We start from the raw sequence: 25,664 nt of genomic DNA on the forward strand, positions 1-25,664 counted from the left end.
AGATTGATATGGACAGTATCCACGGCAAGTTGTCTCGGGTACGCAAACCAAGAGTTCACATTACTTACGATGTGGAAACTGAAGGTGCTGCAGTTAAAAAAGAATTACCGTTTGTCGTCGGAGTGATGGGGGATTTTGCGGGCGACAATACCACGGCATTGAAGCCGCTTAAAGACCGTCGTTTTATTCAGATCGATCGCGACAATTTTGATGATGTATTGAAGCGAATGAATCCTAAATTAGAGTTTAAAGTGGATAACAAACTTGCGGACGATGATTCATTGATGTCCGTCGAATTGGCTTTCCAGTCGATGAAAGATTTTGATCCTGCAGCCGTGGTTAATCAAGTCGAGCCATTACGTAAGTTGATGGATACACGTAATAAGCTTCGTGATTTGATGACCAAAGTCGATCGCTCAGAAGACTTAGAAAATATTTTGGAAGAGGTCTTAAATAATACCGACTCTTTGCAAAAATTAGCGGGTGAACTAACGAAAGATGTTAATCCGGAGGGCGCAGCATGAGTCTTGAAAGCCAAACCGTTCTAGACCCAAGTGTTGAACAAGCGCAGGGCTCTATCTTGGAGCAGGCGATTGGCGCGACGAAGCAGACGGACTACTCTCGCTCAGAAGAATTGTTAAGAACACTTACTGAAGAAGCGTTGAAAGGTACCGTGACTTGGAATAAAAATCTTACCGTAACTTTTCGAGAAGCGATTGCCGGGATTGATGAACTTATTTCCAAGCAGCTTGCTGAGGTGATGCATCACCCAAGTTTCCAAAAGCTGGAAGGATCTTGGCGTGGTTTGAATTACTTAGTGATGAATTCTGAAACTAGTCAAACTCTGAAAATTCGAGTGCTCAGCATGAGTAAGAAAGAGTTGCATAAAGATTTGAGCAAAGCGGTTGAATTTGATCAGAGCCAAATTTTCAAAAAGGTTTATGAATCTGAGTTTGGAACGCCAGGGGGTGAACCTTACGGTGCCTTAGTTGGTGATTATGAGTTTACCAATCATCCAGAGGACATCGAAAGTTTAAGTTTGATGTCGAATGTTGCAGCGGCCGGCTTTGCGCCCTTCTTATCGGCATCATCACCGGCTTTATTTGGTTTTGATAACTGGACCGAACTAACCAAGCCTCGTGATCTTGAGAAGGTGTTTGAGTCTTTAGAGTACACCAAATGGCGTTCATTCCGCGAAAGTGATGATTCTCGATTTGTGACGCTAGCTATGCCGCGAGTATTGGCGCGTTTACCTTATGGTGAAGCGACAACGCCGATTGAAGAATTTCGTTATGAAGAGTTTGAACTTGATCCGCAAACTGGCATGTCCAAAACCACTGAGCATGATGAATACTGTTGGATGAATGCTTCCTATGTATTAGGTGCGCGGATGACCGAAGCTTTCGCTAAGTATGGTTTTTGTACTGCTATTCGTGGTGCCGAGGGAGGCGGCAAGGTTGAAAACCTGCCTTCGCACCTCTTTGTTTCCGATGATGGCGATCCAGATTTGAAATGCCCAACTGAAATTGGCATTACTGATCGACGTGAAGCGGAATTGAGTAAATTAGGTTTTTTGCCTTTGTGTCACTATAAAAACACCGATTACGCAGTGTTTTTTGGCGCGCAAACCTGTCAAAAATCCAAGCGCTTTGATAATCCAGATATCACTGCAAATGCGGCTATTTCTTCACGTTTACCATACATCATGGCTACCTCTCGTTTCGCTCATTACCTTAAGGTGATGGCTCGCGACAAAATTGGCAGTTTTATGGAAGCTGAAGACGTTGAGAATTGGTTGAATCGATGGATCTTAAGTTATGTCAACGCCTCTGAGGGAGGCGGTCAGGAGATCCGTGCGAAATACCCATTAGCTGACGCTAAGGTTCAGGTAAAAGAGATCCCTGGTGCGCCGGGTTCCTACAACGCCGTGGCTTGGTTACGGCCTTGGTTGCAGATGGAAGAACTCACCACATCGTTGCGCCTGGTCGCAAAAATTCCAGAAATTGGCGGATAATTAAAAGCGGGCCGCAAGGTCCGCGTTTTCTCATGACAATGACTCAAACTTTACCATCTCTGCGCTTTGTGGATAGCCAAACTTTGCAACAAATTGATGTTGAACCGTTGCGGATCGATGCGGATTGGTGTGCCCAAAGTGAAGTCGTGGATCAATTTCTGGCCACTGAAGATGCCTATCTCGCCTTGCGTATTTGGCTGGAGAAGGATAATCAGCAGCTTGAATCATGGTCTGCAGAGCGCTTGCGGCCAATTTTACTGCGGGCTATTCGTGATATTGATGAGCGCCTGAATAACCAAGTGAATGCGATTATTCACCATCCTCACTTTCAACAGTTAGAGGCAAGTTGGCGGGGGCTTGAGTATCTTACTGCCCAAATAGGTCCGCAAGAACACAGCCTTGTGACCAAAGTGAAGTTGATTAGTATCAGTTGGCAAGAGTTGTGTCGCGATGTCTCTAGAGCCATCGAATTTGATCAAAGTGAGTTATTTAAACAGATCTATAGCAATGAATTTAATATGCCTGGTGGAGAGCCCTTTGGCATGCTTGTCGGCGATTATCGAGTGAGTCATAAAGCGCGTAACGGTATTGCGATAAATGATTTAGAAGCGCTGCGGGCTATTAGTCTTACCGCCGCAGCCGCTTTTGCTCCTTTTGTCACGGGGGCAGATCCTTCAATGTTGGGGGTCGATTATTTCAGTGAATTGGCGTCGGTGCGTGATATTGCGGCGCAGTTCTCTCAAGATGAATACCTGTTGTGGCGCAAGTTAAGAAGTCAGGAAGACTCGCGATTCTTAGGTATTGCTGCACCAAATATCTTGATGCGGGAGCCATATCAGCAAGATGGCCGACGTCAAGAAGGCTTTATGTTTGTTGAGCAAGTGAATGATCCGGAACGCGATTATTTATGGGGAAATGCGGCCTATGGTGTGGCTTCGGTAGCGGTACGTGCATTTAGAGAGTCGGGTTGGTTCAGTCAAATTAGAGGCTTACAGCCGGGTCAATATAAACATGGTCTGGTGTTTGACTTGCCTGGTTCAGATTTTAAGCTGTCACGGCATATTCGTTCAGCGAAGCCCCCAGTTAATTTGCAGGTGGGAGATCGACTAGAGAAACAGTTGTCTGATAGCGGTTTTATTCCGGTCTCCACTGTTCCTCACACCGAGCACTTAGTCTTGTATAGCAATGCTTCGGTGAATCTACCTAAGCATTATGACAGTATGGCGGTGGCGGTGAATGCGCGCCTCTCCTCAATGTTGCAATATGTATTATGTGTCTCGCGATTTGCTCATTATCTCAAGATTATAGGACGTGACCGGGTCGGCAGATTTGATAGTGCCCACTTGATCGAACGTGATCTACAGCGTTGGTTGCATCGCTATACCACCGCCTCCGATGAGGCATCTGACGAAATCCGAGCCCGTTATCCGCTGAATGAAGCCAGTATCCAGGTTAAAGAGCAGCGGGGTAAACCCGGCCATTACTACTCCATTATTCATTTACGACCACATTTTCAGCTGGATCAGATGGTATCCAGTATTCGCTTGATAACCGAGTTATCGCCAAGCTACCACCAAGCAGGATAAATAGATGCAACAACAAATAAAACAGTTGATTCAACAGGGACAGTTAAGTGAAGCAATTGCCGCGACTATCGCGCATTTAAAAGTAAAACCTAAAGATTTAGATACGCGCAGTAGCTTTATTGAGTTGTTGTGTATTGATGGCCAGTTAGAGCGCGCCGATCAGCAGTTAGATCTATTGGTGAAACAGCACCCGCAATGTGTACCAGGGGCATTAAACATGCGTCAGTTAGTACACGCGGCTCAATCTCGAGTTGATTTTGCGCACGGTGGCGATACCGCCAGTTTGGTGAGTGGTGCAAAGCAAAGCTTAACTCAGCTTATTGAATTGCGTTTAGCGTTGCTCAATAAAGATCAGCGTGCATTAACGCGTGCAGCGCAGCAGTTGGAGCATTTGCGTGAATCTGCTGAGTTAACAATCAACGATCAAACTTGCACTGAACTTCGTGATTTAGATGACAGCTTAGCGGGTTACTTGGAAGTGTTTGGCTCAAATGGCTTGTATTATTTTGTGTCTTTTGCCGATGTGACTTGGCTAAAGTTACTCCCCGCGACCAGTCTATTCGAACAGATCTGGCGTCGTGCTGAATTAGATATAAAAGATGGTCCTTCAGGTGAAGTATTCCTGCCGATGACTTACCTCGCTAGTGAGAGCGACGCTGAAAAATTGGGTCGCGAAACAGATTGGCAGCCCTTGTTAAATAGTGAGTTCTTTCAAGGACGAGGGCTAAAAATGTGGCTAGTAAACGATAATGCGCTGGCTATATCTTTGCTTGAGTCTTGCTCTACTCTTAGCTGCACAGAGACGGTTGAGTGATGAGTGGTTTACCAGCTTTGCAACTGTCCTTACTTGATCGTTTGTGTAATACCCATGATGACGCGCTGGCTTCAAACGGCGTTTACTCTAGCTATGGTCGACAGGCTTATCGGCAAAGTATTCGTCGAGATCTAGAGGCCTTGCTGAATGCTAAATTGCATTGGCATACCTGGCCAGAGTGGTACCACGAGCTCGATCTTTCTTTATTTAGCTACGGACTACCCGATTTCTCGTCAATGCCTTTAAGTAGTCAGGATGGAAGAGAGAGGCTCTGTCAGATTGTTGAACAAACGATCCGCAAATTTGAGCCGCGCTTTATTGATGTATCGGTGTCGACGGTAAGCGATGAGCAACCGCTGGATCGAGTATTACGTTTGCGGATCCATGCCTTGTGTCATGCCGATCCTGAACCGGAAGAGATGACCTTCGATTCCGAAGTTGAACCCGTTTGCTTAGGCATAAAAATAGTTGAGTAAGTCATGAGTGATGAACTATTAAAGTATTACAATCGTGAACTTGCTTATCTGCGTCATATGGGGGCCGAGTTCGCCGAACGTTATCCTAAAGTGGCTGGGCGTTTGCGGATCAGCGAAGAAAGTGTCGAAGATCCGCATGTATCTCGTTTATTAGAGGGCGTTGCTTTGTTAACTGCTCAAGTGCGGCAAAAGCTTGATGACAGTTTTCCTGAGCTTACGGAAGCTCTACTTGGTCAACTTTACCCTGATTATCATGCACCGATCCCCTCGATGTCAGTGATTAAGATGAGCACTCAAAACGTCACTGACTATAGTTTGATGATCCCTAAAGGGACGGAATTAGATACCCAAGTTCCGGGCTATAAAAGTTGTCGTTTTAATACGTGTTACGACGTGCAAATGTGGCCGATAGAGCTTACTAAAGCGAGTTTTGAAAGTGCCCCCTTTAAAGCGCCTCGGCCCAATTTTCAAAAGCATGTTAGCGCCGTTTTAAAATTAAGACTGAGTTGCGAATTTGATGATGTGTCGTTCCGTGATTTAGGTATCGACAAGCTGCGATTCTATATTCACGGCCAACCACAGCTGAGCTATCAACTTTATCAATTAATTTTTCAATCGAGTGTTGGTATGGCATTTGCCAATCCTGACAGTATGCAGGCTCGCCAATATTTGCAAGCAAGGCATATACATGCGGTCGGCTTTGCCGATGAAGAAAAGGTCGTACCTTACGAACAACGTAGTTTTAATGGCTACCGTTTGTTGGTTGAGCATTTTTTATGTCCTGAGAAATTCATGTTTTTTGAGCTTCAAGATCTGGAGCCCAATTGGTTTGGTGAGCAGCATGAAGTGGACCTATATATCTATCTTGACGCCGATTCTGATATTCTGGCGAAACAGCTTAGTGCAGATAACATCTTACTTGGTTGTGTACCAGTGGTGAATCTGTTCGAAGATGAGTTGGAGCCGCTGCGCTTAGATCCCGCTCGGTTTGAGCATCGTCTGGTGCCTCGCTATCGTGATGCGGATATCTCCGAAGTGATTCGCATATTAGATGTAGAAGCTTTTGATCAGCACGACAATGGTGTTGCAGTCACGCCTTTTTATGGTAGTCAGCTTCCTCATTATGTGCCTGCGGGTCATCTATTTTGGACGCTGCGTCGTGAATTCAACAAATGGGCGGGAGGCCATGACGAGCCGGGCGTAGAGAGCTATTTATCAGTGGTTGATGGCAATGCGAAGCCGCTGGATATCGAGCAGCATGAACAATGGCTGATTTCAGCGAAAGCTCTGTGCAGTAATCGAAATTTGCCTGCAAGACTGCCCTTTGGTGGTGGTCAACCCTCGGTCGTGATGCCCAGTCGCGCTGACTCTCTAAAAAATGTTCGCTGTTTGCTGCCATTTAGCGAACCGGTGCGACCGGCAATGTTTGATGCTTCTCGCTGGCAATTGGCCAGTCACCTAACGCTCAATCACTTTACTCAGGCAAATGCAGTCCAGTTGTTGCAGGAGTTGTTGCAGTTGTACGACTTTAAACAGTTACCGCAAACCAAGGTGTTGATTGAAGCTATCACCAGTCTGGATGTTCAGCGAGCAACCGCAAGAGTCGTACAAAATGGTCGAGTTGGTTTCTGCCACGGTTCGGACATCGAGCTTGTATTTACCAACCAAGATTTGTCTGGCACCAATCTGTTCTTTTTTGGCAATGTACTGGCACACTTTTTTGCACAATACACCACCATTAATAGCTTTACCCGTTTAACGATTCGAATACTGGGCCATGCTCAAGCATTGCATCGCTGGCCCGCCTTGGCGGGAGATATGGAGCTGTTATGAATCTCTTTGAAGGCTTAAATAGTGGCAGCGAACAAGATTTTCATCATAGTGTGGTCGCGATCCAAGCAAGTCGGGGGGGCGTTCATCATGGAATAGGCTCCGATACGCTGCCAAAGCACGAAGCGCTGCGTTTTAAAGTGCCGCAAAATTTAGGTTTTCCGGGAAAAGCCTTAGCGAAGGTGGTGGTGCCAGAGTCGGCCTCGCAACCTTACCAGGTGTACGTCAATTTCATGGGCCTAACCGGGCCTAGTGGCGTATTACCCAGCCATTATAGTGAATGGGTCATGGAACGTTGCAAACAAAAAGATGAATCGATGCGTGACTTTTTAGACATCTTTCATCACCGCGTTATTTCTTTGTACCACCGCGCTTGGGAGAAATATCAGTACCCACTGCAATATCTGCGTCGCTTACAAACTGGGCAATCCGATCCTATTTCTTTGGCTTTGCACGCATTAGCGGGGACTTCTACTTCTAGTCAACTTTATGTCGGCGGACTGTTTTCTCAAACCATACGCAGTGCACAAGCCTTAAAACAAATCGTTCAGCTGATATCAGGCTGTCAGGTGGTGGTTCATCAGCGAGTCGGGCAGTGGCTGAGTTTAAATGAATCTGAGCAAACGCAGTTAGGAGGCCGATTCACCCCTGAAGGTCAGCATGCTCAGCTTGGCAGAAGTGCCACCTTGGGCAGCAAAATATGGGATGTGGGCTCAGCCATTGACATTGATATTCAGGCCGACAGTCAAGCGGCGGCTCAGCGTTTGTTACCAGGAGGGCCGTTATTGGATCTATTGCAACAAACCGTGGCCGCATATTTACCGAATCATATTCGTCCTCGTTGGAGTTTAAGTGCACGTTATCGAGATATGCCGAGTGGGCGTTTAGGTCATTGCAGCTTGGCTCTTGGGCGCGGCGCATCCTTAAGCATGAATAGTCGGCACATGGAACAGTACACCAAGATAGTGATTGCGTAAGCGCATTCGAAAGCAAGGAAAGGGAATAAAAATGACCACAATGAGTTTGAAATCAATGGTTGAGAAGCTGTCGCCAGCTGCCAAGCAAAGTTTAGAGTCGGCCGCCGCGCTATCTAATAGCCGTAGTCATTTTAGTGTTGAAGTTCAGCACTGGCTGTTGGCAATGTGTGAGCAGCGCAGTGAGGATTTATACATCATCGCTCAGTATTATTCGCTTGATTTAGCGGGCTTTATTCAGGATTTAAATCGTAGTCTTGAACAAGCTAAAACGGGTAATCCACAAACCCCAAGTTTGTCTCCGCAAATTGTGAGTCTATTAAGTGCAGCATGGATGGTCGCGACGATTGAATACCAGCAAACCAGCATTTTTCCAGTGCATATTCTTCACGCTTTATTGAGTGACGATACTTTAAGTTTCACCACCATGGATTATTTGCAACATTTGGAAGCCATTGAGGTTAGTCAACTGAGCCGTATTTGGTCGGGCCTGCAAAATAACGTTGGTGATGGCACTGTTCAGACTCAATCCTCAGCTAAAACGCCTAACTTAGAGCAGTTTACCATCGACTTAACCGAGCAAGCTCGACAGGGCCAACTCGACCCAATTTTAGGGCGTGATGATGAAATCCGTCAGATGATCGATATTTTAACTCGTCGACGGCAAAATAACCCAATTTTGACAGGTGAGGCTGGGGTGGGTAAAACGGCCGTTGTGGAAGGTTTAGCTCAACGTATTGTCGCCAAAGATGTACCTGAATCATTACAGAATGTGAGGATTCAGGTCTTGGATTTAGCCTTGCTACAGGCAGGTGCTGGGATGAAGGGCGAGTTTGAAAATCGTTTAAAGTCGGTGATCAGCGAGGTAAAAAACTCGGCAATCCCAATCGTTGTTTTTATCGATGAAGCGCATACGTTAATTGGCAGTGGCGGCCAAGCTGGGCAGAACGATGCTGCTAATTTACTCAAGCCAGCCTTGGCGCGGGGTGAACTGCGAACAATTGCCGCTACAACTTGGGCTGAGTACAAGAAATATTTTGAGAAAGACGCTGCCTTGACGCGTCGCTTTCAAGTGGTGAAAGTTGAAGAGCCTAGTGAAGACAAAGCGATCGTCATGTTGCGAGGTTTGCTGCCAGCGATGGAAAAGCATCATCGAGTCAGTATTAGCGATCAAGCTTTACAGGCAGCAGTTTGTCTTTCAAATCGTTACATTAATGGTCGTCAACTACCCGATAAAGCGGTGGCCTTGCTCGATACAGCTTGTGCCCGGGTAGCGATGAGCCAAGCGGCAACGCCAAGCCAGGTAGAGCATTTACAGCGACAGCAGCAACAACTCAGTGCTCAAATTGAGCAATTAGAGAGAGAACAGTTGACGGGTTCTAATCATCAAGCCCTACTTAGCCAACTTAGCTGCCAATTGGTAGATGTTCAAGCTGCCTTTGCGCAAGCCGAAAGCACTTGGCGTGACGAACAGGGTTTGGTGAAAAAAGCCAAGCAGTATGTTGATGAGATTTTAAATGTGGATCATGACGATCGGCTTGAGTTACGTCGTCAGCTGGTGGATTTGAAAGCCTCTTTAGCGGAAGTGGCTCAACCGATGGTGTTCTTAGAAGTTGATGAATTACTCGTTGCAGAGGTGATTGCTGATTGGACGGGTATTCCTCTTGGGCGGATGCAAGCTAATGAGATAACTACGGTTTTGAACTTATCACAGAAAATGGCCGAGCGGATTATCGGCCAGGATCACGCTCTAGATTTAATCAGCAAAGTAGTACAAACCACCCGTGCTCATCTCAGTGACGAGCGTAAGCCCAATGGGGTGTTTTTACTCACGGGACCCAGCGGTACAGGTAAAACGGAAACCGCTTTAACTTTGGCTGAACAGGTCTATGGCAGTGAAGATAACCTCACGGTAATCAATATGTCGGAGTTTAAAGAGGAGCATAAAGTCTCTTTATTAGTCGGCTCTCCTCCGGGATACGTGGGGTATGGTGAAGGGGGCGTGCTCACCGAGGCTGTGCGGCGCAAACCTTACAGCGTGGTATTACTGGATGAGATGGAAAAAGCCCACCCCGGAGTGCAAGACATATTTTATCAGGTCTTCGATAAAGGCTCGATTAAAGATGGTGAAGGTCGAGACATAGACTTCAAAAATACCATCATCATTATGACTTCGAATGTTGGAACTGATACCACCACTGCTTTGTTTGAGGATCAAGAAACAGCCCCTGATATTGACGGCTTAAAACAGGCGCTTAACGATGACCTGCTCGCCGTATTTAAGCCGGCTTTTATCGGTCGCTTAAATGTGATCCCTTTTATTCCTCTAAATCACGTCACACTGCAGCAGATTGTTCGTTTGCAGTTACAGCGTGTCGAACAACGGTTTTCCAAGAGTTATAAAGGAACATTACGTTTTTCTGAGCAAGTCGCTGAATATTTGAACCAACAATCAAATAACGCAGATATAGGTGCGAGGGCGATTCAAAATAATATTCAAAATGATTTATTGCCGATTATATCGAAAAAGGTGTTGGAGGCTGTTTTTTCTAAGAAAAATGTCGGATCAATCTTAATCGATATACGTGATTCTAATTATTGTGTAGAAACAGAGTGATTTATGTTTATTTATTGATATAAATATCTATAATGTGTTATTCGAAGTTGTGATGGTTGTCTTTTTAATTTGTTTTTTACTGGATTGATTTGTGAGATGGCTGCGACAAGTAAATTTGCTCGTTTAAGGCGATGCATTAATAACCTAGCCCTTATGGGTATATTTTTAAAAATTAGCTAAAGGAACTTAGCATGCAAGCAAATACTTATTTGAAATATGGTGATATTAAAGGCGAAGCAACCGCTGAGCAGTACAAAGATCTAATTACGCTGTTATCAGTTGATTGGTCGGTGAGTCGTGAGATCACTTCTCATACGGGGACTGCCCAAGATCGTGAAGCGAGCGCAACGCGCTTATGTGATGTCACAATTTCAAAAATGCAAGATAAAGCTTCGCCTGATTTATTCAAAGAAGCCACTATTGGTAAGGGTAAACCAGCAGTTTTCCACATTACTAAGCAAGGTGAAAAAATTGAAGAAATCATGAAAATCGAGTTAACCGATGCGATGATTTCTAGTTATGCTGTTTCGATTCAAGATGATCGTCCGGTAGAGCACATCACGATTTCTTACACTGAAATGATGATGACCGTTACCCCAACTGATGATCAAAATAATGTTCAAGCACCACTTGTTTACGGCTATAGCGGTGTTAAAGGTCAACAAATGTAATTGTTCTTACCTATGGGGTAGTTTTTAACTATCCCGTTTTTATCTTTATTTATTGTGAAAAATGAGAAATATGAAAAAGGCAAGCCAGAGCAAGAATATCATACAAATAGAAACACCTTTAGGTAAGGATGTACTCCACCTTACTCAATTTGATATTCAAGAAGGTATCTCTATTCCTTTTTCTATAAATGTTTCTTGTTATAGCAATGGTCAGCTTATTTCTCAGGATGATCTTATTGGTAAATCAGTGACGGTTAAATTAGATTACCAAAAGTCTGAAGAAACTGTTACTCGCTATTTTAATGGTTTTGTTTCTAGCATCCATGCATTAGGTAGTCGTATTTCTAGCGAAGCCGAAGGGGAAAAATATCAGGATTATCGTTTGCAGCTGGTATCGGGTTTACATTTTTTAAAGCAACGAATCAATTGCAGAATTTTTCAGAAGCTTAGTGTAGAACAAATTGTCAAAAAGATACTTACTGAACACGGTGTACCGATGCAGAGCGAGCTTAAGTCAACTTACTCGAGTTTGGCATTTAAGGTTCAATACAACGAAAGTGACTTAGACTTTGTGCATCGCCTATTAGAAGAGGCGGGCATTTTTTATTTTATAGAACATCGTAAGAGCAAGCATTCTGTGGTTTTAGTCGATGCTTTGACCGCTTACCGAGAGGCTGAAGAGTCGCAGGTCGTTTTTACTACCGGCTCCTTAGCCGAAGCGCATGTTTTTTCTTGGAACGGTAATTTTCAGCTCCCTGCTGGACGCTCGGTTAAGTATGGATTTGATTTTATAAAGCCCAAAGTAAAACCAAAGGGCGAGCAACAAAAAGTAGCCGTAAGTAAACAGCAATTAAGTAGTGAAGTCTTTGAATACTATGCTGGTTCTGAATTAAACCCGGAGTTGCAAAATTCTGCGAATATTGCTTTAGAAGCGATGCAAAGAGATACCTTGTTGTGTGCTGGTGGTAGTACTTGCGCGACTTTTTCGGCAGGCCAATACTTTACTTTCAAGTCTCATGAAGATCCAAAACAGCTGAACAAAAGTTATTTGATTACCCAGCTGTCTTTAAGTGTCGCCATCGTTAGTCAAACGGGAGCCGCGAAAAATAGTGGTCAGGTATTACACAATCAGTTTTCGTGCATACCTTCCGAGGTGCTATTCAGACCGTTACAGGTCACCCCGCGCCCCTTGATCCATGGCACTCAAACCGCCTTAGTCACAGGCGATCCTGGTGAAGATATCCACGTGGATAAATATGGCCGGATTAAAGTCTTATTTCATTGGGACCGTGAAGCCAAGCCAGATAGCAGTAGTTCTTGCTGGATCCGGGTGGCGCAAAATTGGGCGGGTAGCCGTTATGGCGCATTTTTTTTGCCGAGAGTGGACCAAGAAGTACTGGTGAGTTTCCTCAATGGTGATCCCGACCAACCAGTGATTACCGGAGCGTTGTACAACGGTGATCAAATGCCGCCCTACGCTTTACCCAGTAAGAAATTCCAGTCGGGTATTAAAACGCGTTCTACTAAAGGGGGCGGGGAAAGTAATTTCAACGAGATCCGTTTTGATGATGATGCCGGAAAAGAACTGCTCTACCTGCAGGCGGAAAAAGATCTACAAACCGAAATTAAGCAGTGTCAAATCGAAAAAATTGGTAAAGATTTGACGATTGAGGTAGCGGAGAACCAGTCGCAGAAGATTGGAAAAACCCTGCTGCTTGATGTTGGAAAAAATCTTGATCTTGTCGCTGGAAGCAAGGTCACAATTAAGGCTGGTGGTGCCTCTATTATTTTATCGAGTGGTGGCAATATCGACATTAAGGGCTCGTCCATTTCTATTAATGGTTCGGCTATCGCCCTTAAGGCGCCTTCCATCTCGTTAAACTAGGAAATTACATGGGTAAGCCAGTCGCAACGTTGGGGTCGTTTCATATGTGTCCTAAGGTTGAAAATAAAGTACCCCATGTGGGAGGGCCCGTTGCCAGTGGTAATGGAGGAGTCACTGTGGGCGGGATGCCAGTTGCCTGTGTTGGTGACAAATTAGTGTGCATTGGCCCTCCAGATTCAATTTCTACGGGCTCCGGTTCGGTCACTGTAGGGGGAAAAGCGGTAGCTCGCTTAGGTGACTCGACCGACCATGGTGGCAAGATATTGGCAGGTAATCCAACGGTGTTAATTGGCTAAGATGATGTTAACACTAGACATTGAAGCGATGCAGTTGGGCCAATACGATGACCCAGTCAATATTTTTGAGCTTAGCGAGAAGCAGGCCTTGCAGCCAGAATTAAGGCTTCATCAGCAAGGCTGCTTACGCCATTTTAGCTTTGACCACACAGTTACCGAGCGCTTGCTTGAGCTTCGTTGGGATGCCGATGCGGTTTTCGTATTACTACCCGAGGCCCCGATTGTTCAGGCTAAAGGGAAAGACTATCAGCGGCTTCTTGACTTGATCCCTAGTATAAAAGGTTTAGCCAAAGTGTATTTGTTCCCCTATGGCCGGAGTGCTTTGCAATTAGCTATGCGTCAAGCGGTTAAGCTGTTTTCGCAACAGCAAGTGAGTGATATTCAGCTCATTGCCTACCATGAGGACCCGCGTTTAATCACTCTTGTGAGAGAACCGAGCACTCCTGCCAGCCAATGTTTTATTGCCGGCCGACTGCGTCCAGCAGACAAAGGCTTTGTGATCCCTTGGACCGGTTACGAAGTGCAGACTTCAGATAAAAGCACTCAAGCTACGATTGCAGCACTGATTCAGCGCTATCAGCGTCAATGCGGCAAGTCGCTCAGCCAATGTTATTTCCCAACTGCGTTGCCGCAAGCTTTGAGGGATGGCTGGTTACACAGTGTTGAGTATTTTCAAGACAGCCTTACATCGCGCAGCCAGTTTATCTTTGCCGATGCACTGATTGGCGACTTGGGGGTGTGTAGTGGTATCTATAACTTATGCCATTGTTTAATGCTGTATCAGCAGCAAAAATATGCTGGAACAAGCTTTCAGCTGGCTCTTTCCGATGATGCCTATCGGAGCGCAATGACGCTTCGTTGGGTCGCTTAGTGGTGTAAACAGCAGTATGGATGGAACCCAAAAACAAGTTGTAACCGCTAACGATGGTTTTGCTTATGAGTTTTTTAAAGGCATTAAAAAAAATACCTCAACATCAATTTCTTTTACTGATGTCGCGAGCGTTGAGCTGTTTTTAACGAAGTTTAATGGGGCCGTCAATGCTGCTGGAAAAGGGCTGCATACGGTTTATCTTTTGTTGCCTTTAAACAAGCGAAAGCAGCCGCGGCAACAGCTTGTAAATGCTTTACTCTCTGGCGAAATTTGGTGTTATCAGCAGCGGGTAAAACAGTTGCCGATTTCATCTCCTGCTTCGACTCCCTCTCGGAGTTCATCCGTCCAAAATGAACCCAAAGCTCCGGGAGGGCGTTCGAAGACTCAAGTACAAACTCAAGACCAGTACGCAAGTGAGCCTGTTGCACAATCGATTGATCATCAAGATACCGTATTGTGCGGCGATCCTGTTGCGATGAGTAGTGGTGAGGAAGTCCTTCAGTTGGTAGATGTTCATCTACAGGGGCATGTAGCACTGTGCTGGCAGCGTATTTATCGTTCTAGTTGCTCCCACCTTGATCTGGGACTGGGTCTGGGTTGGCGTAGTAATTTTCATTATAGCTTAGAGGAAGATTTCGGCGAACAGCCGTGCTGGCAATTTACCGACGCATTGGGTCAAGTATTCCGCTTTCCATATGTTGCCGTCGGAGCCAAAAGCATTCAAGTTAAATCCGGTATGGTGCTGCGGCATCAAAGTGATGATATTACCATCAGTCACGCGGATGGCAAAACACTGTACTTTAGTAAAACGCAGCAAGCTTGGTTACTGACCAAATTAAGTGAAGGAGTGGATCGTGCATTCTTGTTGAGCTATTCAGCTGCGCATCGACTGATTGGTGTCGCGGTGAATCGTAGTCAACGGATCTATTTACGTTACGACCTAAAGGGCCATTTACTTGAGGTGTGCTCTAGTAGAGCTCAAGATGCGCAAATTTATGCGAATTATGGTTACGATGACAAGCGTCGGTTGATTCGCGCAAGCAATCGCTTTGCTCAGCAAGAGCACTACCGTTATCAGCAAGGTTTGTTGATCCAAAGAACACGCGCTTCGGGATTTCGTCACTATTTCCGATGGGATGGTAGTGACCAACGCGCTCGGTGTGTTGAGCAGTGGGGCGATAATCAGCACTATCATTATCGTTTTGAGTATCAGCCGGAACAAGGGATTAGCCGTAGTTTCGATAGTTATAATAACTGTTGGACTTACTTGCATAATGCGCAGGGTCAATTGCTTAAAAAAAATGCGCCCGATGGTGCCACTTGGCGATTTGAATATGATGAGTTCCAGCGAAAAATTAGCCAAACTGAACCAAATGGGACAACTACGTGTTTCCATTATAATAGTGCAGGCCAGTTAGTTGCCGAGCTCCATCCTAACCAAAGCTTGACTTGTTATTCCTATAATCGTTTAGGTTTTGTGAATCAGATTGACTATGCCGATGGTTCATCACTCAAACGGGAATACAACAGCTTAGGTTTACTTACCCAAGAAATCGACGTTCAAGGTGTGGTCACTCAATATCGCTACGATGCGCACAGTCGTTTAATCAACAAGTCTGCCGGTAATCAGCCTGCACAGTTATTTTGGTGGAATGAACAAGGTCTGCTGAGCGCCAAGCAAGTGGGCGATGCCCTGACGCGCTACAGCTATAACGCTATTGGGGAATGTAATGGTGAAGTGAATGCCTACGGTTGGGTTAGTCAGTATGTTCGTAATGCCCAAGGGCAGCTGATTGAGGTAGTTCATTATCACCAAGACCAGCCACAGCAAACCCGGTGCCAGCGATACGCCTATGACCAAGCTGGACGGCTCAGCGCCCGAACCAACCCGCTTGGTCATACCACCAACTTTGAATATCAAGGATTATCGCAGCCTAGTAAACAGATTAACCCCGATGGTTCATGGCTTGCTTTTAGCTACGATAAGGAGCGCAACCTAACAGCCATTGAGCGTAGCGACGGTCAGCGTTATCAATTGGAATACGACAGTTGTGAGCGTATACGTCAAACCATCGGTTTTGATGGGCGCGAGCAAGCCTATCAATACAACCTGGCTGGTCAACTAATACAGTTAGTGGAAAACAGCGAGCGTTTGGTGCAGCTGAAGCGAAATAGCTTAGGCCAAGTGATTGAGCAGCGTAGCACCGCCAATGGCATGACTTTAATTAACGACTTTGCTTACAACTTACAAGGCAAACTAAGCCAAGCCAATAATAGCGCTCGTAAAATTCGTTTTAATTACTTTGCCAATGGTCAGTTACAGGAACACTGGCAAGACGACTGGCATATCCGCCATCAGCTTAATCAGCAAGGCTTGCGCAGCCAAACCCGCTTACCTGACAGCAGTATGCTTCGTTATCGCTACGATGAACACGGTCGCTTAAGTGAACTAACATTGAATGGCCAAGCACTGATATCCCGCCAGTTTAATGCCAGCGGCAGCGAGCTAAACCGCGAGCTCAGTGCTAGTCATCAACAGCATAATCATTACGACCCTCAAGGGCGTTTGCTGAAGCAAGAGTGGCAGGGCGACACATTAAATCTGGCGCGTGACTACCGTTTTGATGATGGCGACCAATTGCTGGGGGTCAACGATAGTGAGCTGGGCGCACAAAATTACAGCTACGACCCGCTTAGCCAACTCACCAAGGCCACCTCTCACAGCGGTGACAATCAAGCCTTTAGTTTCGACAGTTTTGCTAACCCCAAACAAGGCGAGTTGGTCGGCGATAAACTGCTGATGCTCAACGAGCGCAGTTACCGCTACGACCGCTACGGCAATCAAGTACTCGCTAGCCAAAGTAAGGTGCGTCAGCAGCGGGTATTTAATGGTTTGAACCAACTGGTCCGGCTGAGTGAGGGGGGAAAACATGCTGAATATCATTACGATGCTCTTGGGCGTCGTAGCCGTAAAATCACCTCCAGTGGCACCACTGACTATCTCTGGGAGGGCCAACAGCTAATCGGTGAACACTGCCAAGGGCAATTTACCTGGTATGTGTACGAGCCTAATAGTCACCGCCCACTGGTCATGATTAAACAAGGGCAGGTTTACCACTACCATTTAGACCATATTGGCACGCCTATTCGTTTAAGTGATGAGCAAGGCAACATCGTATGGCAAGCCCACTATCAGGCCTACGGCGCAATAGAGCAACTAAGCGTTAAGCAAATAGACAACCCGCTGCGTTTTCAAGGCCAATACTTTGATGATGAAAGCGGCCTGCATTATAACCATCACCGTTACTACTGCCCACAGCAAGGGCGCTACATCCAGCAAGACCCGATTGAACTACTCGGTGGCTTAAACCTCTACCAATACACTCCAAGCCCGACTAACTGGGTAGATCCTTTGGGTTTGTGTAAAGAGGATGGTGCCCCTTTGGTTGCTGGACTCCCTCTATTGGCTCCGGCTGCTCAGCCCTTAGCATCAACAGGCTCGCAAGTATTAGGACAATACGCTACGCGGCAAGCCGCCAACCAAGCGGTTTATGCTGTTGCGGAAAGGTCTTTATTGGCGTCATTGATACCCAAAACACCATGGGCACTGCTGTTTTATTCGGGTGAAGTCGGAGCGGGTTCAGATGATGTAGCCGGTTTTATTCAGCAACAAGCTCAGCAAGATGAGCTGGGGCATCGAACGTGGTTGGCTAATGGTGGTGATGGTAGTATTGAGGAGTGGAAGTCTCGGGGTAAGCCCTCTGAGTTGGTGGCTAATGTTACTGAGGAAACTGGCTTGGCAGATGAATTTAAGCTGAGCGATGGGCAGAAAAATGATATAGTTTCTATCAGAAAAATATTTGGAGATAATTTAAATTCTAGAGTTGAAATTGAAGCTAATGCATTAATTGCAGCAGGTAGAACGGATGGGGTAGCACTTTCTTGTGCTGGTATAGCTGAGCAAGGCATTGTGGGTGAAACCTTTCAAAATATTCCTTTCTCTATGAAAAAAGGAAGAACTTTCCCGGGCACTGAGAGGTTTGGGGAAAATAATGGTTTCATCAGAATAACAGACCAAGCGGCTTACTTGGATGAAGTAACAAGGCTGTATGCGAAAACTGGTAATGATTTAAATCCTGTGATAAGGGACCAAATCAAAGCGCATGTGAGGCAAGGTGCCGAGTTTGGACTTCGTGATGAAAAAGGGTTGAAGGGTATGCCAGGGCTTCATGCGGAAATACAGTCTGCAAATTATGTGTTGAATCAAGTGAAAGCAAAGCCAGGTTTTGATATTAGTAACGTACAAGTTTCAACCTATAAGCTTCAGAACAGCCCTGGTCAAGGTGGGCCATTTACAGCTTGTAATCATTGTAGTGGTATTTTACAGGGTTTTGATATATTGACTGGTCATTGATGATGATAGTAGTTAAAAGTGAACTTGAATTTGATAGTTTCAATAAAGCGTTCTATTGCGGGAGCTTGTTTAGTGGTGTCATTATAGATGTTGTCGATGGTGTTGTGGTTGAAAAAAAAATATGTCGCCAAGGGAAAATAGTTGGCGATTACACCTTACCATTTCCACTTTATGAAACCAGTAAACTAGAAATTGATGCTGAATTTTTAGACGGATTTGACGAACCTTTTAAATTTCGAGGAGAGCTATATAACGGTGTTGCTTACTTTTTTTATAAGGGTGAACATTCGATAGTAAAACAGTATGACAATGGAGAGGAAGTCTCGGAAGCAAAGTATTTAAATGGCATTTTACAAAGTTTAGAGCATGCTGAACAGGATGATCGCATGACACAAGATTATGTATGGGATGAGGGTGGAAGTATTAAAGACTTTTGTATTCATGCTGTAGGTAAGTTTCAGATGGCCCTGCATTTTGAGTCTGAAGAAAAGATATCGTTATTGACTGTACGTGGTCACTATTTCCAAGAAATAGAAGCATCAAAAGGCTTAGTATTAGTTGATAAGTTTTATAGTCCAGACTTCTTGAGAGAGATTAGTGGCGGAACGAAGTTAAATATCTCTGGTTCGAATATAACTGATAGTATGTTTAGTGATTTACTTCAGGGTGATGGACTGAAAGACACTCAGCAGCTTCAAATATATAATACTGGTATAACTAATGTAAGTTTTCAAAAAATAATCAGACTGATTAAGCTTTCTGAGTTGTATGTGGAATCTGACATTTTGACAAATGATGATGTAAAGCATTTCAAACTAGCACATCCTAACTGTTATGTGAGGTTTAATGGTGAAGAAGTTATTATTTAGCTTTTAAGGTTGCACGAACTGTTTGATCCGCTTGTCGAGTTGTCTCTGGTAGCCGGTATTTAGGAGAGAGTTTTAGTACCCATTCACAGGCCGTTGCGAGTGAAATACGGTGGCCGATTGAAACGTAAATAGGATTGATACCAGTTTGCGTTCTTAATGCATTACCAATTATTTCATTGTTATCAACAAGAGGCGCAATTGCGCCTCTTGTTGTATCTGGATTTTCATGTTCTCCGAGTAATCGTGTCTTGCCACAGCCGACAGTCGGTACATCAAAGATCACTCCCAAATGACAGGCCAACCCAAAGCGCCGGGGATGAGCAAGACCTTGTCCATCACAAATGACTAAGTCAGGTGTGTGTTTAAGCTTTGAAAAGGCCTTCATTAGCGGTGGTAGCTCGCGAAAAGAAAATAGACCAGGAATGTAAGGGAAATTAACAGTATCAGTTGCTGTCGCTGTTTCGATTACTTCTAAAGTAGTTGTGTCAAGAATGACGGCTGCAGCTATTAGTTTGTTGCTTTCCTTGGAATAGGCGACATCAACTCCGGCAACCAGATGAATTTTACCAAATTGATCTTTTTGTATTACTTTAGCTGCAAGTGAGTGCTGAAGTTGCAAGGCTTCTGTTTCAGTAATATCCCAAGAGTGTGTAATGACTGGCTGCATAAGAAATCTGTATCTGTTTGGTTACAGCAATGAACATCATGGGCACTTAATCCAATATACTTATGTATTGCCCATTCGTTATGCATTCAGTTGCATGTAGTGGTTAGAAACATTCTATTGCTTTGGGTGATCGTTTTGTCCCAAAGGCTATAATTAATCAGCATATTATGCACGTTTTCAGTTGTTGTAAAGGGTGAATCGCCCTTAGTTTGTCGGAGGCTAACTTTCTTGAGAGAATTAGCCAATGAGCAAAAGAATTACCTATTCCCCAGAAGTCCGTGAACACGCAGTGCGCATGGTTCTGACATCAGAACGTGAGTACTCGTCCCGATGGTGTTTACCAACACCCCAATCCGCCCCCTGATTTTGTGATTACCGAGGCGAAATACGGCAAATCGCGCTTGGGTAAGACAACGACTGGCAAGCAGATGAGTGATGACTGGGTGACGGACAAGCGCCTAAGGGATGCAGGCATCACTAGCAGGAAAGAGCGTGATAGGATTCTAGACGCGCTTGACGAGGGTGATGGTAGTGTTGAAAAAATGTTAATCCGCAATAAAGCAGATGGCACAGTCGTCGCAAAGCGATTAGATAAGCACGCTAAAGTTGTTAGTTCAGGATTGATTTTATAAGGTACAAGATGATTAGGGATACGAATAAAAGCAAAGAATATTTTGAAGAGTTAGTTGACTACAGCCAAGAGTCGATTAAAAAAAGAGCTCTAAAGCTTTCATCACAAGCTGAGTTGGGTGTTTCAACCAAGCTCAATTTGTCTTTCCGCCTACTGACAAATCATATTGTGTTAATGCAAGAACGCTATTCGCTTGGGGATGACTTAAGTGAGTTTGAGTATCTCTTAGAAATGGCTATTGAGTATCGCCGCAAACAGAAGCAATTCGCAGATGCCTTGCCTTCAAATGAGCAAAAAGATCGTATTGGTTGGGAAGAAATTCGCGAAGATTATTTGGCAGACATTTTTTTGAAATGGTTGAGTTTTGCCTATTGCTTAGATATGGGGCAAGCCTACTACCAAGAGGTCTTAGATTTAATTGGAAACCAAGGTCGAGATGCCTTGTTTGATAACATCGCGGTTAGGCTGGGCGATACCGAGCGCGAAGTTGCAGAGAGCGTCTTGTTCAAACGCCGCTTCAACAAACTGTTCAAAGTGATTGAGGCTGAACCTGCTGAGCGCCCTAAGCTGATGTTGGCTTACTTAGATGCATGGTACAAGCTAGAGGGTAGCCCAGATTACCACTTGATGGATGGAGAGGCTTACGATGGTTATTGGTGCTGGGAAGCGGCTTTAATTACTAAGCTTTATGAGATAGATGACCGCCTCTATATCGACCATCAATACTACCCCAAAGACTTGGTTCACTGGAGTGAGCAGTGATTCGAGACCAACGCCGTGATGAGGCCTATTTTAGCGAGCTGTTAAGCGATTTAGACGAAGCGCTAGCAGAAACCCAACAGGCGCTAGATGAAGGGGTTTTTACCTCGCTCAGTGAACAAGTCGATGTGGCCCAGCAACTCTTCCAGCTTGCCATCATGCGTGCAGTCGCGCATTACTCTTATGGTAGCGATATGGCCTCTCTTAAGTTATCCGTGTTGGCGATATTGCCTTATCGCCAGCAGCTAAGTGCCACCGCAGATAAACTGCCCGCTGTACACCAATGTTATCGCCAAGACTTTGAGCGTTTAGGTGGGGTAGGTGAAGCCTGCGGCTCAGCCAATATTAATCGCTATGTTTACGCTTTATGGTGGTTAGCCTTGTTGGTTGCGGTGGGGGCAGAGCAAACGCATATTCAACAAGTTCTAGACATCATCGCAGAGCGGGGTAACGATGCGCTATTAGACCGTATTGCCCATAAGTTAGGGGATACTGACCGCCCCATTTCTTCCACACTTTACTACCCCTGCACATATCAAGCGCTATTGGATGCCATAAATAGTAAAGGCGATGCTCAAGCAGAACATCTGAATGTGTTTATAAGGCAGTGGTACGACAGCCTAGAAGATGCAGATTGGTTCGATAAGCATTTATGTGACTGTGAATTTGAATACACCGACTATTACGTTGGCTACTGGTGCTTTGAAGCGGCTTTAATAGTCACGCTTTTTGACACTCCTAAAGCATCCATGAATGAGCATGTAATGTTTCCCCGCGCCTTAATTAAGGGGGTTGTTCGAGGCTAATGATTCAACTTTCATTTATAGATTTTTATATTTACAAGGCTAAGTAAGCAATCACCTAATCCCTTGGCTTGGGTGGTGTCAATAAACCTAATGACATAAAAGCAGTGCAAGCGGCCTGCATGATAACCATCACCGTTACTACTGCCCACAGCAAGGGCGCTACATCCAGCAAGGCCCGATTGAACTACTCGGTGGCTTAAACCTCTACCAATACACTCCAAGCCCGACTAACTGGGTAGACCCATTGGGTTTGTGTAAAGAGGATGGTGCCCCTTTGGTTGCTGGACTCCCTCTATTGGCTCCGGCTGCTCAGCCCTTAGCATCAACAGGCTCGCAAGTATTAGGACAATACGCTACGCGGCAAGCCGCCAACCAAGCGGTTTATGCTGTTGCGGAAAGGTCCTTATTGGCGTCATTGATACCCAAAACACCATGGGCACTGCTGTTTTATTCGGCTGAAGTAGGTGCGGGTTCAGATGATGTAGCCGGTTTTATTCAGCAACAAGCTCAGCAAGATGAGCTGGGACATCGCACGTGGTTGGCGAATGGTGGCGATGGGAGTATTGAAGAGTGGAAGTCTCGTGGTAAGCCCTCTGAGTTGGTGGATAGTGTTTCAGATAAGTCTGTCGATTTAAATGCAATTGCGACTAGAGATGTTGGTAATGTTACCGCACCCATTGATTTCGATGGTCACATTCTGAGTGGAGAAGTCAAACCAAATGGAAATGTGGTTGGTGGTCATTCGACAGCGACAGGTAATGTACGTGTGATACTAGGAACTGAATCTCAACCAAATGCTCGAGGCGTATATACCGCTCAGATAGAAGTACCAGACCCGTCTAGTCCTGGTGATTTCTTACCTAAAACTAGTAATGGTGGTATATCTACGATGTTTCCAGATTCGTGGTCCGCAGATCGAATTAAAGTCGAGATGGATGCTGCTTACCAAAATAAGGTGGTTACTGGAAATAAATGGAGCGGTGTAACACCTAGTGGTGTTACCGTCGAGGGATGGTTAATACCAAAGACTACGGTCTATCCAAAATATTAGGATCGAAATATGAAAGTTACGTATTTATGGGAAGGAGCAGAGAGCACTCTTTCCCCAAGCTGTAAAACTGAAACTGTTCATAGTGATGGGTTCAGTCTCCTTTCTTGCCTTTTAATGGATGATGGAGGTATTCCTTATTTTCAGACTATTCCTTGGATTAAGGAAGGAATAATGAAAGTCGACTCAGTCTTAAGTGGTACAACAGTATCTTCTAGCTGGATTAGAGAATCATGGGGAGTATTAATTACTCTAGACGTTGCCAAAATATACTCAATGCATGATGAGACCTATTTTGAGGAGTTTACTCTTCAACAATTTAGAAATGCTCTTGTTTCATGGGAGGCTTTTATAGAGGCAAAGCCAAACACTAGCGAACAGAAAACTATCGAACTGTAGCTTGCATAGTAAATGGGTCCGAGTTGCTTTTAGCTTTTTCGCGCACAGGTAACGCTAGCGTTGTAGTTCGAAAGTAACCATACGAAATTTTAAATATAACTGTGTACAAGGTGTAACAATGGCTAAGTTGCAAATCACCCAATCTGTTGGTTTGGGTGGCGTAAATACACCCCAAGACATAAAAGCAGTACAAGCTGCCTTAAATCAATTGCTAGGTTTAATTCCCCCCCGACTAAAAAGTTAGCCGAAGATGGAAAGCTAGAGGCAAAACCAGAAAACTCTAAAACCGTTGCGGCGATTAAAGTATTTCAAAAGAAAGTGGTGGGTATGGTGCGTCCCGATGGGAAAATTGACGTGAATGGGCGAAGTCATCGAAAAATTAATGACAAATTAATAGCTCTTTCTGCTAAAGCTAACTTGAAAATAAAAGTTACACGTCTTAAGCAAGGAACTAAATCAACATTGGGTTCTTTAAAAATAGATGGGATAGCGAAAAGTTGGTACGTGCTAGAGCCCGGAGGACCAGATTCCCAGCAAGAAGGGTCTGATCAACGAATAAATACTGGTTCTTATAAGTTAAAACCTTATAACTCTCCAAAATATAAGAATGTTTATCAGTTGCTTAATGTGCCGGGTAGAACAAACATTTTGATACATGCTGGAAACTATCATCAGGATACCTTAGGTTGCTTGATGCCCGGAAATACTAGCGGTAAGTCTAGTAGTGGTGAGTACAATGTTGGAAATAGCCGCACTGCCATGAAAGAAATTTTTGAGTATATTGCAGCAGCCAGTAGTACATCAGTTGAGATTACTAATTCAGAGGACCTAAATAATGATTAAGAAAAGTTTAATGGCATTGGGGCTTCTTATTGCTTCTTTACAGGTGTTCGCCACAACTGCTGTCAATGACATTAACTTAAACTGGTTAAATAAAAATTATTTTGAACTTAAGCAAGATATAAAATCTAGCAATTCTAAAACGACTGTACCTATAGCGAATACATTAGGGTTAATTTGGTTAAAGCGTGACGGTGCAACCTCGGGAGAAGTATCCCCGTTGATCGCCAGTTTACTGATTAAGCAACCTAATATTATGCTTTCTATATTGAGTGAGTATCCTGAAGAGTATCAAAAGTGGCTGGAAGAGCTACAAAGCGCGTTGTTGACAGATTTTAGTGGTGGCGAAGAAGAAGCGTTAGAAGAAACTCGATTAGAGCTTATTCAGTCGATGGAGCAGATTAGCCATAACGAAATGCACTCACTAAAACCTTTTGCCGATCAATTAGCTAACAAACTAAAATTACTGAGCATTAGGGTAATTGATTAAGAAAAAATTATTTCAGGCAAAGTGTTGGAGCCTTGCAGCTAGGGAATAAAAGGGATCAGAGTCACTTTATATTTTTGGATGAAGAGCGTGGTCTGTTTTCTAGAGGGCGTTCAGAATTCTGTGTCAGCTAAGGCATCATCCAAACGCCCTTCAAAGCGGATCGCCAGTTGAGACAATGTCATATTCCAGTTCTGGATTGGTATTGTCCATTTCTTAGAAGCATTCAATATCCCAGCGTACAGCAGTTTTAGCAAGCTATTTTCATCCGGAAAACCACCCTTAGTTTTGGTCAGTTTACGGAACTGACGATGGACCGCCTCTATGGTATGAAGATAACCTAGACACCCACCCTAATTGGTAAAAGTAGGCATAAGCAACAATGCTTATATTCATATCCAAATATACAGGGTGCTTGTTTGTGTCGCGTTCACGTCAATCACAGGTCAGTCTCCAAGATACACCGTACTATCACTGTGTCTCCCGCTGTGTTCGGCGTGGATTTCTTTGTGGCAAGCCTCTCACTCTGGGCAGAGCTATGAGCATCGCATAGAGTGGGTAGAGCAGCGAATTCTTCTGTTAACTCAGGTGTTTGCCATCGATGTTTGTGCCTATGCTACTGCCTAACTAGACACCCAACCGAATTATAACGGCAAGCTGGCTGAAAAGCGCAGCAGGCAGTGGCGCAGGGACTATGATGACGGCGGCCG

General features: G+C 44.8%; 23 protein-coding genes and 2 pseudogenes. 23 read left to right on the plus strand and 2 right to left on the minus strand.

All coding sequences use genetic code 11. The features are described 5' to 3' along the window. Positions 1-8 precede the first annotated feature (8 nt). From tssB to ACRRSX_RS00845, 14 genes are all read left to right on the plus strand, one after another. A complete protein-coding gene (tssB, locus tag ACRRSX_RS00780; protein WP_432455107.1) occupies positions 9-524 on the plus strand; it encodes a type VI secretion system contractile sheath small subunit in 516 nt (171 codons plus the stop codon). Then, entirely contained in the window at positions 521-2,014 is a 1,494-nt protein-coding gene (gene tssC, locus ACRRSX_RS00785) for a type VI secretion system contractile sheath large subunit (RefSeq protein ID WP_432455106.1), read from the plus strand. Before tssB ends, tssC (ACRRSX_RS00785) begins: the two co-directional genes overlap by 4 nt. A 32-nt stretch (positions 2,015-2,046) precedes the next feature. Then, positions 2,047-3,600, plus strand: coding sequence for a type VI secretion system contractile sheath large subunit (gene tssC, locus ACRRSX_RS00790; RefSeq protein WP_432455105.1), 1,554 nt, complete (start codon positions 2,047-2,049; stop codon positions 3,598-3,600). 4 nt (positions 3,601-3,604) lie between these two features. Then, positions 3,605-4,414: a type VI secretion system accessory protein TagJ gene (locus ACRRSX_RS00795; protein WP_432455104.1), complete on the plus strand. Its 810-nt coding sequence runs from the start codon at positions 3,605-3,607 to the stop codon at positions 4,412-4,414. Next, positions 4,414-4,890, plus strand: coding sequence for a type VI secretion system baseplate subunit TssE (gene tssE / locus ACRRSX_RS00800; protein WP_432455103.1), 477 nt, complete (start codon positions 4,414-4,416; stop codon positions 4,888-4,890). Before ACRRSX_RS00795 ends, tssE begins: the two co-directional genes overlap by 1 nt. Positions 4,891-4,893: 3 nt before the next feature. Continuing rightward, a complete protein-coding gene (tssF, locus tag ACRRSX_RS00805) occupies positions 4,894-6,723 on the plus strand; it encodes a type VI secretion system baseplate subunit TssF (RefSeq protein WP_432455102.1) in 1,830 nt (609 codons plus the stop codon). Continuing rightward, positions 6,720-7,697 carry a type VI secretion system baseplate subunit TssG gene (tssG, locus tag ACRRSX_RS00810; protein WP_432455101.1) on the plus strand — a complete coding sequence of 326 codons (978 nt, stop codon included), beginning with the start codon at positions 6,720-6,722 and terminating at the stop codon, positions 7,695-7,697. The genes tssF and tssG overlap by 4 nt, the downstream gene beginning before the upstream one ends. Before the next feature lie 31 nt (positions 7,698-7,728). Continuing rightward, the gene (gene tssH, locus ACRRSX_RS00815) at positions 7,729-10,311 is read left to right on the plus strand and encodes a type VI secretion system ATPase TssH (RefSeq protein WP_432455100.1); all 2,583 of its coding nucleotides are present in this window, start codon (positions 7,729-7,731) and stop codon (positions 10,309-10,311) included. A gap of 191 nt (positions 10,312-10,502) precedes the next feature. Continuing rightward, positions 10,503-10,982, plus strand: a complete 480-nt coding sequence (locus ACRRSX_RS00820; protein ID WP_432455099.1) for an Hcp family type VI secretion system effector — start codon at positions 10,503-10,505, stop codon at positions 10,980-10,982. 70 nt (positions 10,983-11,052) lie between these two features. Beyond that, the gene (locus ACRRSX_RS00825) at positions 11,053-12,867 is read left to right on the plus strand and encodes a type VI secretion system Vgr family protein (protein ID WP_432455098.1); all 1,815 of its coding nucleotides are present in this window, start codon (positions 11,053-11,055) and stop codon (positions 12,865-12,867) included. Between the two features lie 8 nt (positions 12,868-12,875). After that, complete coding sequence (locus ACRRSX_RS00830) at positions 12,876-13,163, plus strand: PAAR domain-containing protein (RefSeq protein WP_432455097.1); 288 nt, start codon at positions 12,876-12,878, stop codon at positions 13,161-13,163. A gap of 1 nt (position 13,164) precedes the next feature. Beyond that, entirely contained in the window at positions 13,165-14,034 is an 870-nt protein-coding gene (locus ACRRSX_RS00835) for a hypothetical protein (RefSeq protein WP_432455096.1), read from the plus strand. Positions 14,035-14,050: 16 nt separating this feature from the next. Beyond that, complete coding sequence (locus ACRRSX_RS00840; protein ID WP_432455095.1) at positions 14,051-18,448, plus strand: RHS repeat-associated core domain-containing protein; 4,398 nt, start codon at positions 14,051-14,053, stop codon at positions 18,446-18,448. Further along, positions 18,448-19,317: a hypothetical protein gene (locus ACRRSX_RS00845; RefSeq protein WP_432455094.1), complete on the plus strand. Its 870-nt coding sequence runs from the start codon at positions 18,448-18,450 to the stop codon at positions 19,315-19,317. The genes ACRRSX_RS00840 and ACRRSX_RS00845 overlap by 1 nt, the downstream gene beginning before the upstream one ends. Here ACRRSX_RS00845 and nfi read toward each other — a convergent pair. Further along, entirely contained in the window at positions 19,310-19,984 is a 675-nt protein-coding gene (gene nfi, locus ACRRSX_RS00850; protein ID WP_432455093.1) for a deoxyribonuclease V, read from the minus strand. The genes ACRRSX_RS00845 and nfi overlap by 8 nt on opposite strands. A gap of 314 nt (positions 19,985-20,298) precedes the next feature. On the opposite strand from nfi, the gene ACRRSX_RS00855 reads away from it, so the two are divergent. The 8 genes from ACRRSX_RS00855 (at position 20,299) to ACRRSX_RS00890 (ending at position 24,957) form a co-directional block, all read left to right on the plus strand. After that, on the plus strand, positions 20,299-20,616 hold the full coding sequence (locus ACRRSX_RS00855) for a hypothetical protein (protein WP_432455092.1): 318 nt from the start codon (positions 20,299-20,301) through the stop codon (positions 20,614-20,616). Between the two features lie 8 nt (positions 20,617-20,624). Then, positions 20,625-21,377: a PoNe immunity protein domain-containing protein gene (locus ACRRSX_RS00860; protein WP_432455091.1), complete on the plus strand. Its 753-nt coding sequence runs from the start codon at positions 20,625-20,627 to the stop codon at positions 21,375-21,377. After that, positions 21,374-22,180, plus strand: coding sequence for a PoNe immunity protein domain-containing protein (locus ACRRSX_RS00865; RefSeq protein WP_432455090.1), 807 nt, complete (start codon positions 21,374-21,376; stop codon positions 22,178-22,180). Before ACRRSX_RS00860 ends, ACRRSX_RS00865 begins: the two co-directional genes overlap by 4 nt. Positions 22,181-22,424: 244 nt before the next feature. Continuing rightward, positions 22,425-23,231: an EndoU domain-containing protein gene (locus ACRRSX_RS00870; protein ID WP_432455089.1), complete on the plus strand. Its 807-nt coding sequence runs from the start codon at positions 22,425-22,427 to the stop codon at positions 23,229-23,231. Between the two features lie 9 nt (positions 23,232-23,240). After that, positions 23,241-23,627, plus strand: coding sequence for a hypothetical protein (locus ACRRSX_RS00875; RefSeq protein WP_432455088.1), 387 nt, complete (start codon positions 23,241-23,243; stop codon positions 23,625-23,627). A 118-nt stretch (positions 23,628-23,745) separates the two neighbouring features. Beyond that, the gene (locus tag ACRRSX_RS00880) at positions 23,746-23,871 is read left to right on the plus strand and encodes a hypothetical protein (RefSeq protein ID WP_432455087.1); all 126 of its coding nucleotides are present in this window, start codon (positions 23,746-23,748) and stop codon (positions 23,869-23,871) included. A gap of 83 nt (positions 23,872-23,954) precedes the next feature. Further along, positions 23,955-24,470 (plus strand): DUF5675 family protein, encoded by a 516-nt coding sequence (locus tag ACRRSX_RS00885; protein ID WP_432455086.1) that lies wholly within the window; start codon positions 23,955-23,957, stop codon positions 24,468-24,470. Beyond that, complete coding sequence (locus ACRRSX_RS00890) at positions 24,463-24,957, plus strand: hypothetical protein (protein ID WP_432455085.1); 495 nt, start codon at positions 24,463-24,465, stop codon at positions 24,955-24,957. The genes ACRRSX_RS00885 and ACRRSX_RS00890 overlap by 8 nt, the downstream gene beginning before the upstream one ends. A 110-nt stretch (positions 24,958-25,067) precedes the next feature. Here ACRRSX_RS00890 and ACRRSX_RS00895 read toward each other — a convergent pair. Next, positions 25,068-25,286, minus strand: a pseudogene (locus tag ACRRSX_RS00895) (IS256 family transposase); the annotation flags it as partial. A gap of 50 nt (positions 25,287-25,336) precedes the next feature. On the opposite strand from ACRRSX_RS00895, the pseudogene ACRRSX_RS00900 reads away from it, so the two are divergent. Continuing rightward, positions 25,337-25,572 (plus strand): annotated as a pseudogene (locus tag ACRRSX_RS00900) (hypothetical protein); the annotation flags it as partial. Positions 25,573-25,664 lie beyond the last annotated feature (92 nt).

It is taken from the genome of Agarivorans sp. QJM3NY_30 (assembly GCF_050870855.2).
Classification (GTDB): Bacteria; Pseudomonadota; Gammaproteobacteria; order Enterobacterales; family Celerinatantimonadaceae; genus Agarivorans.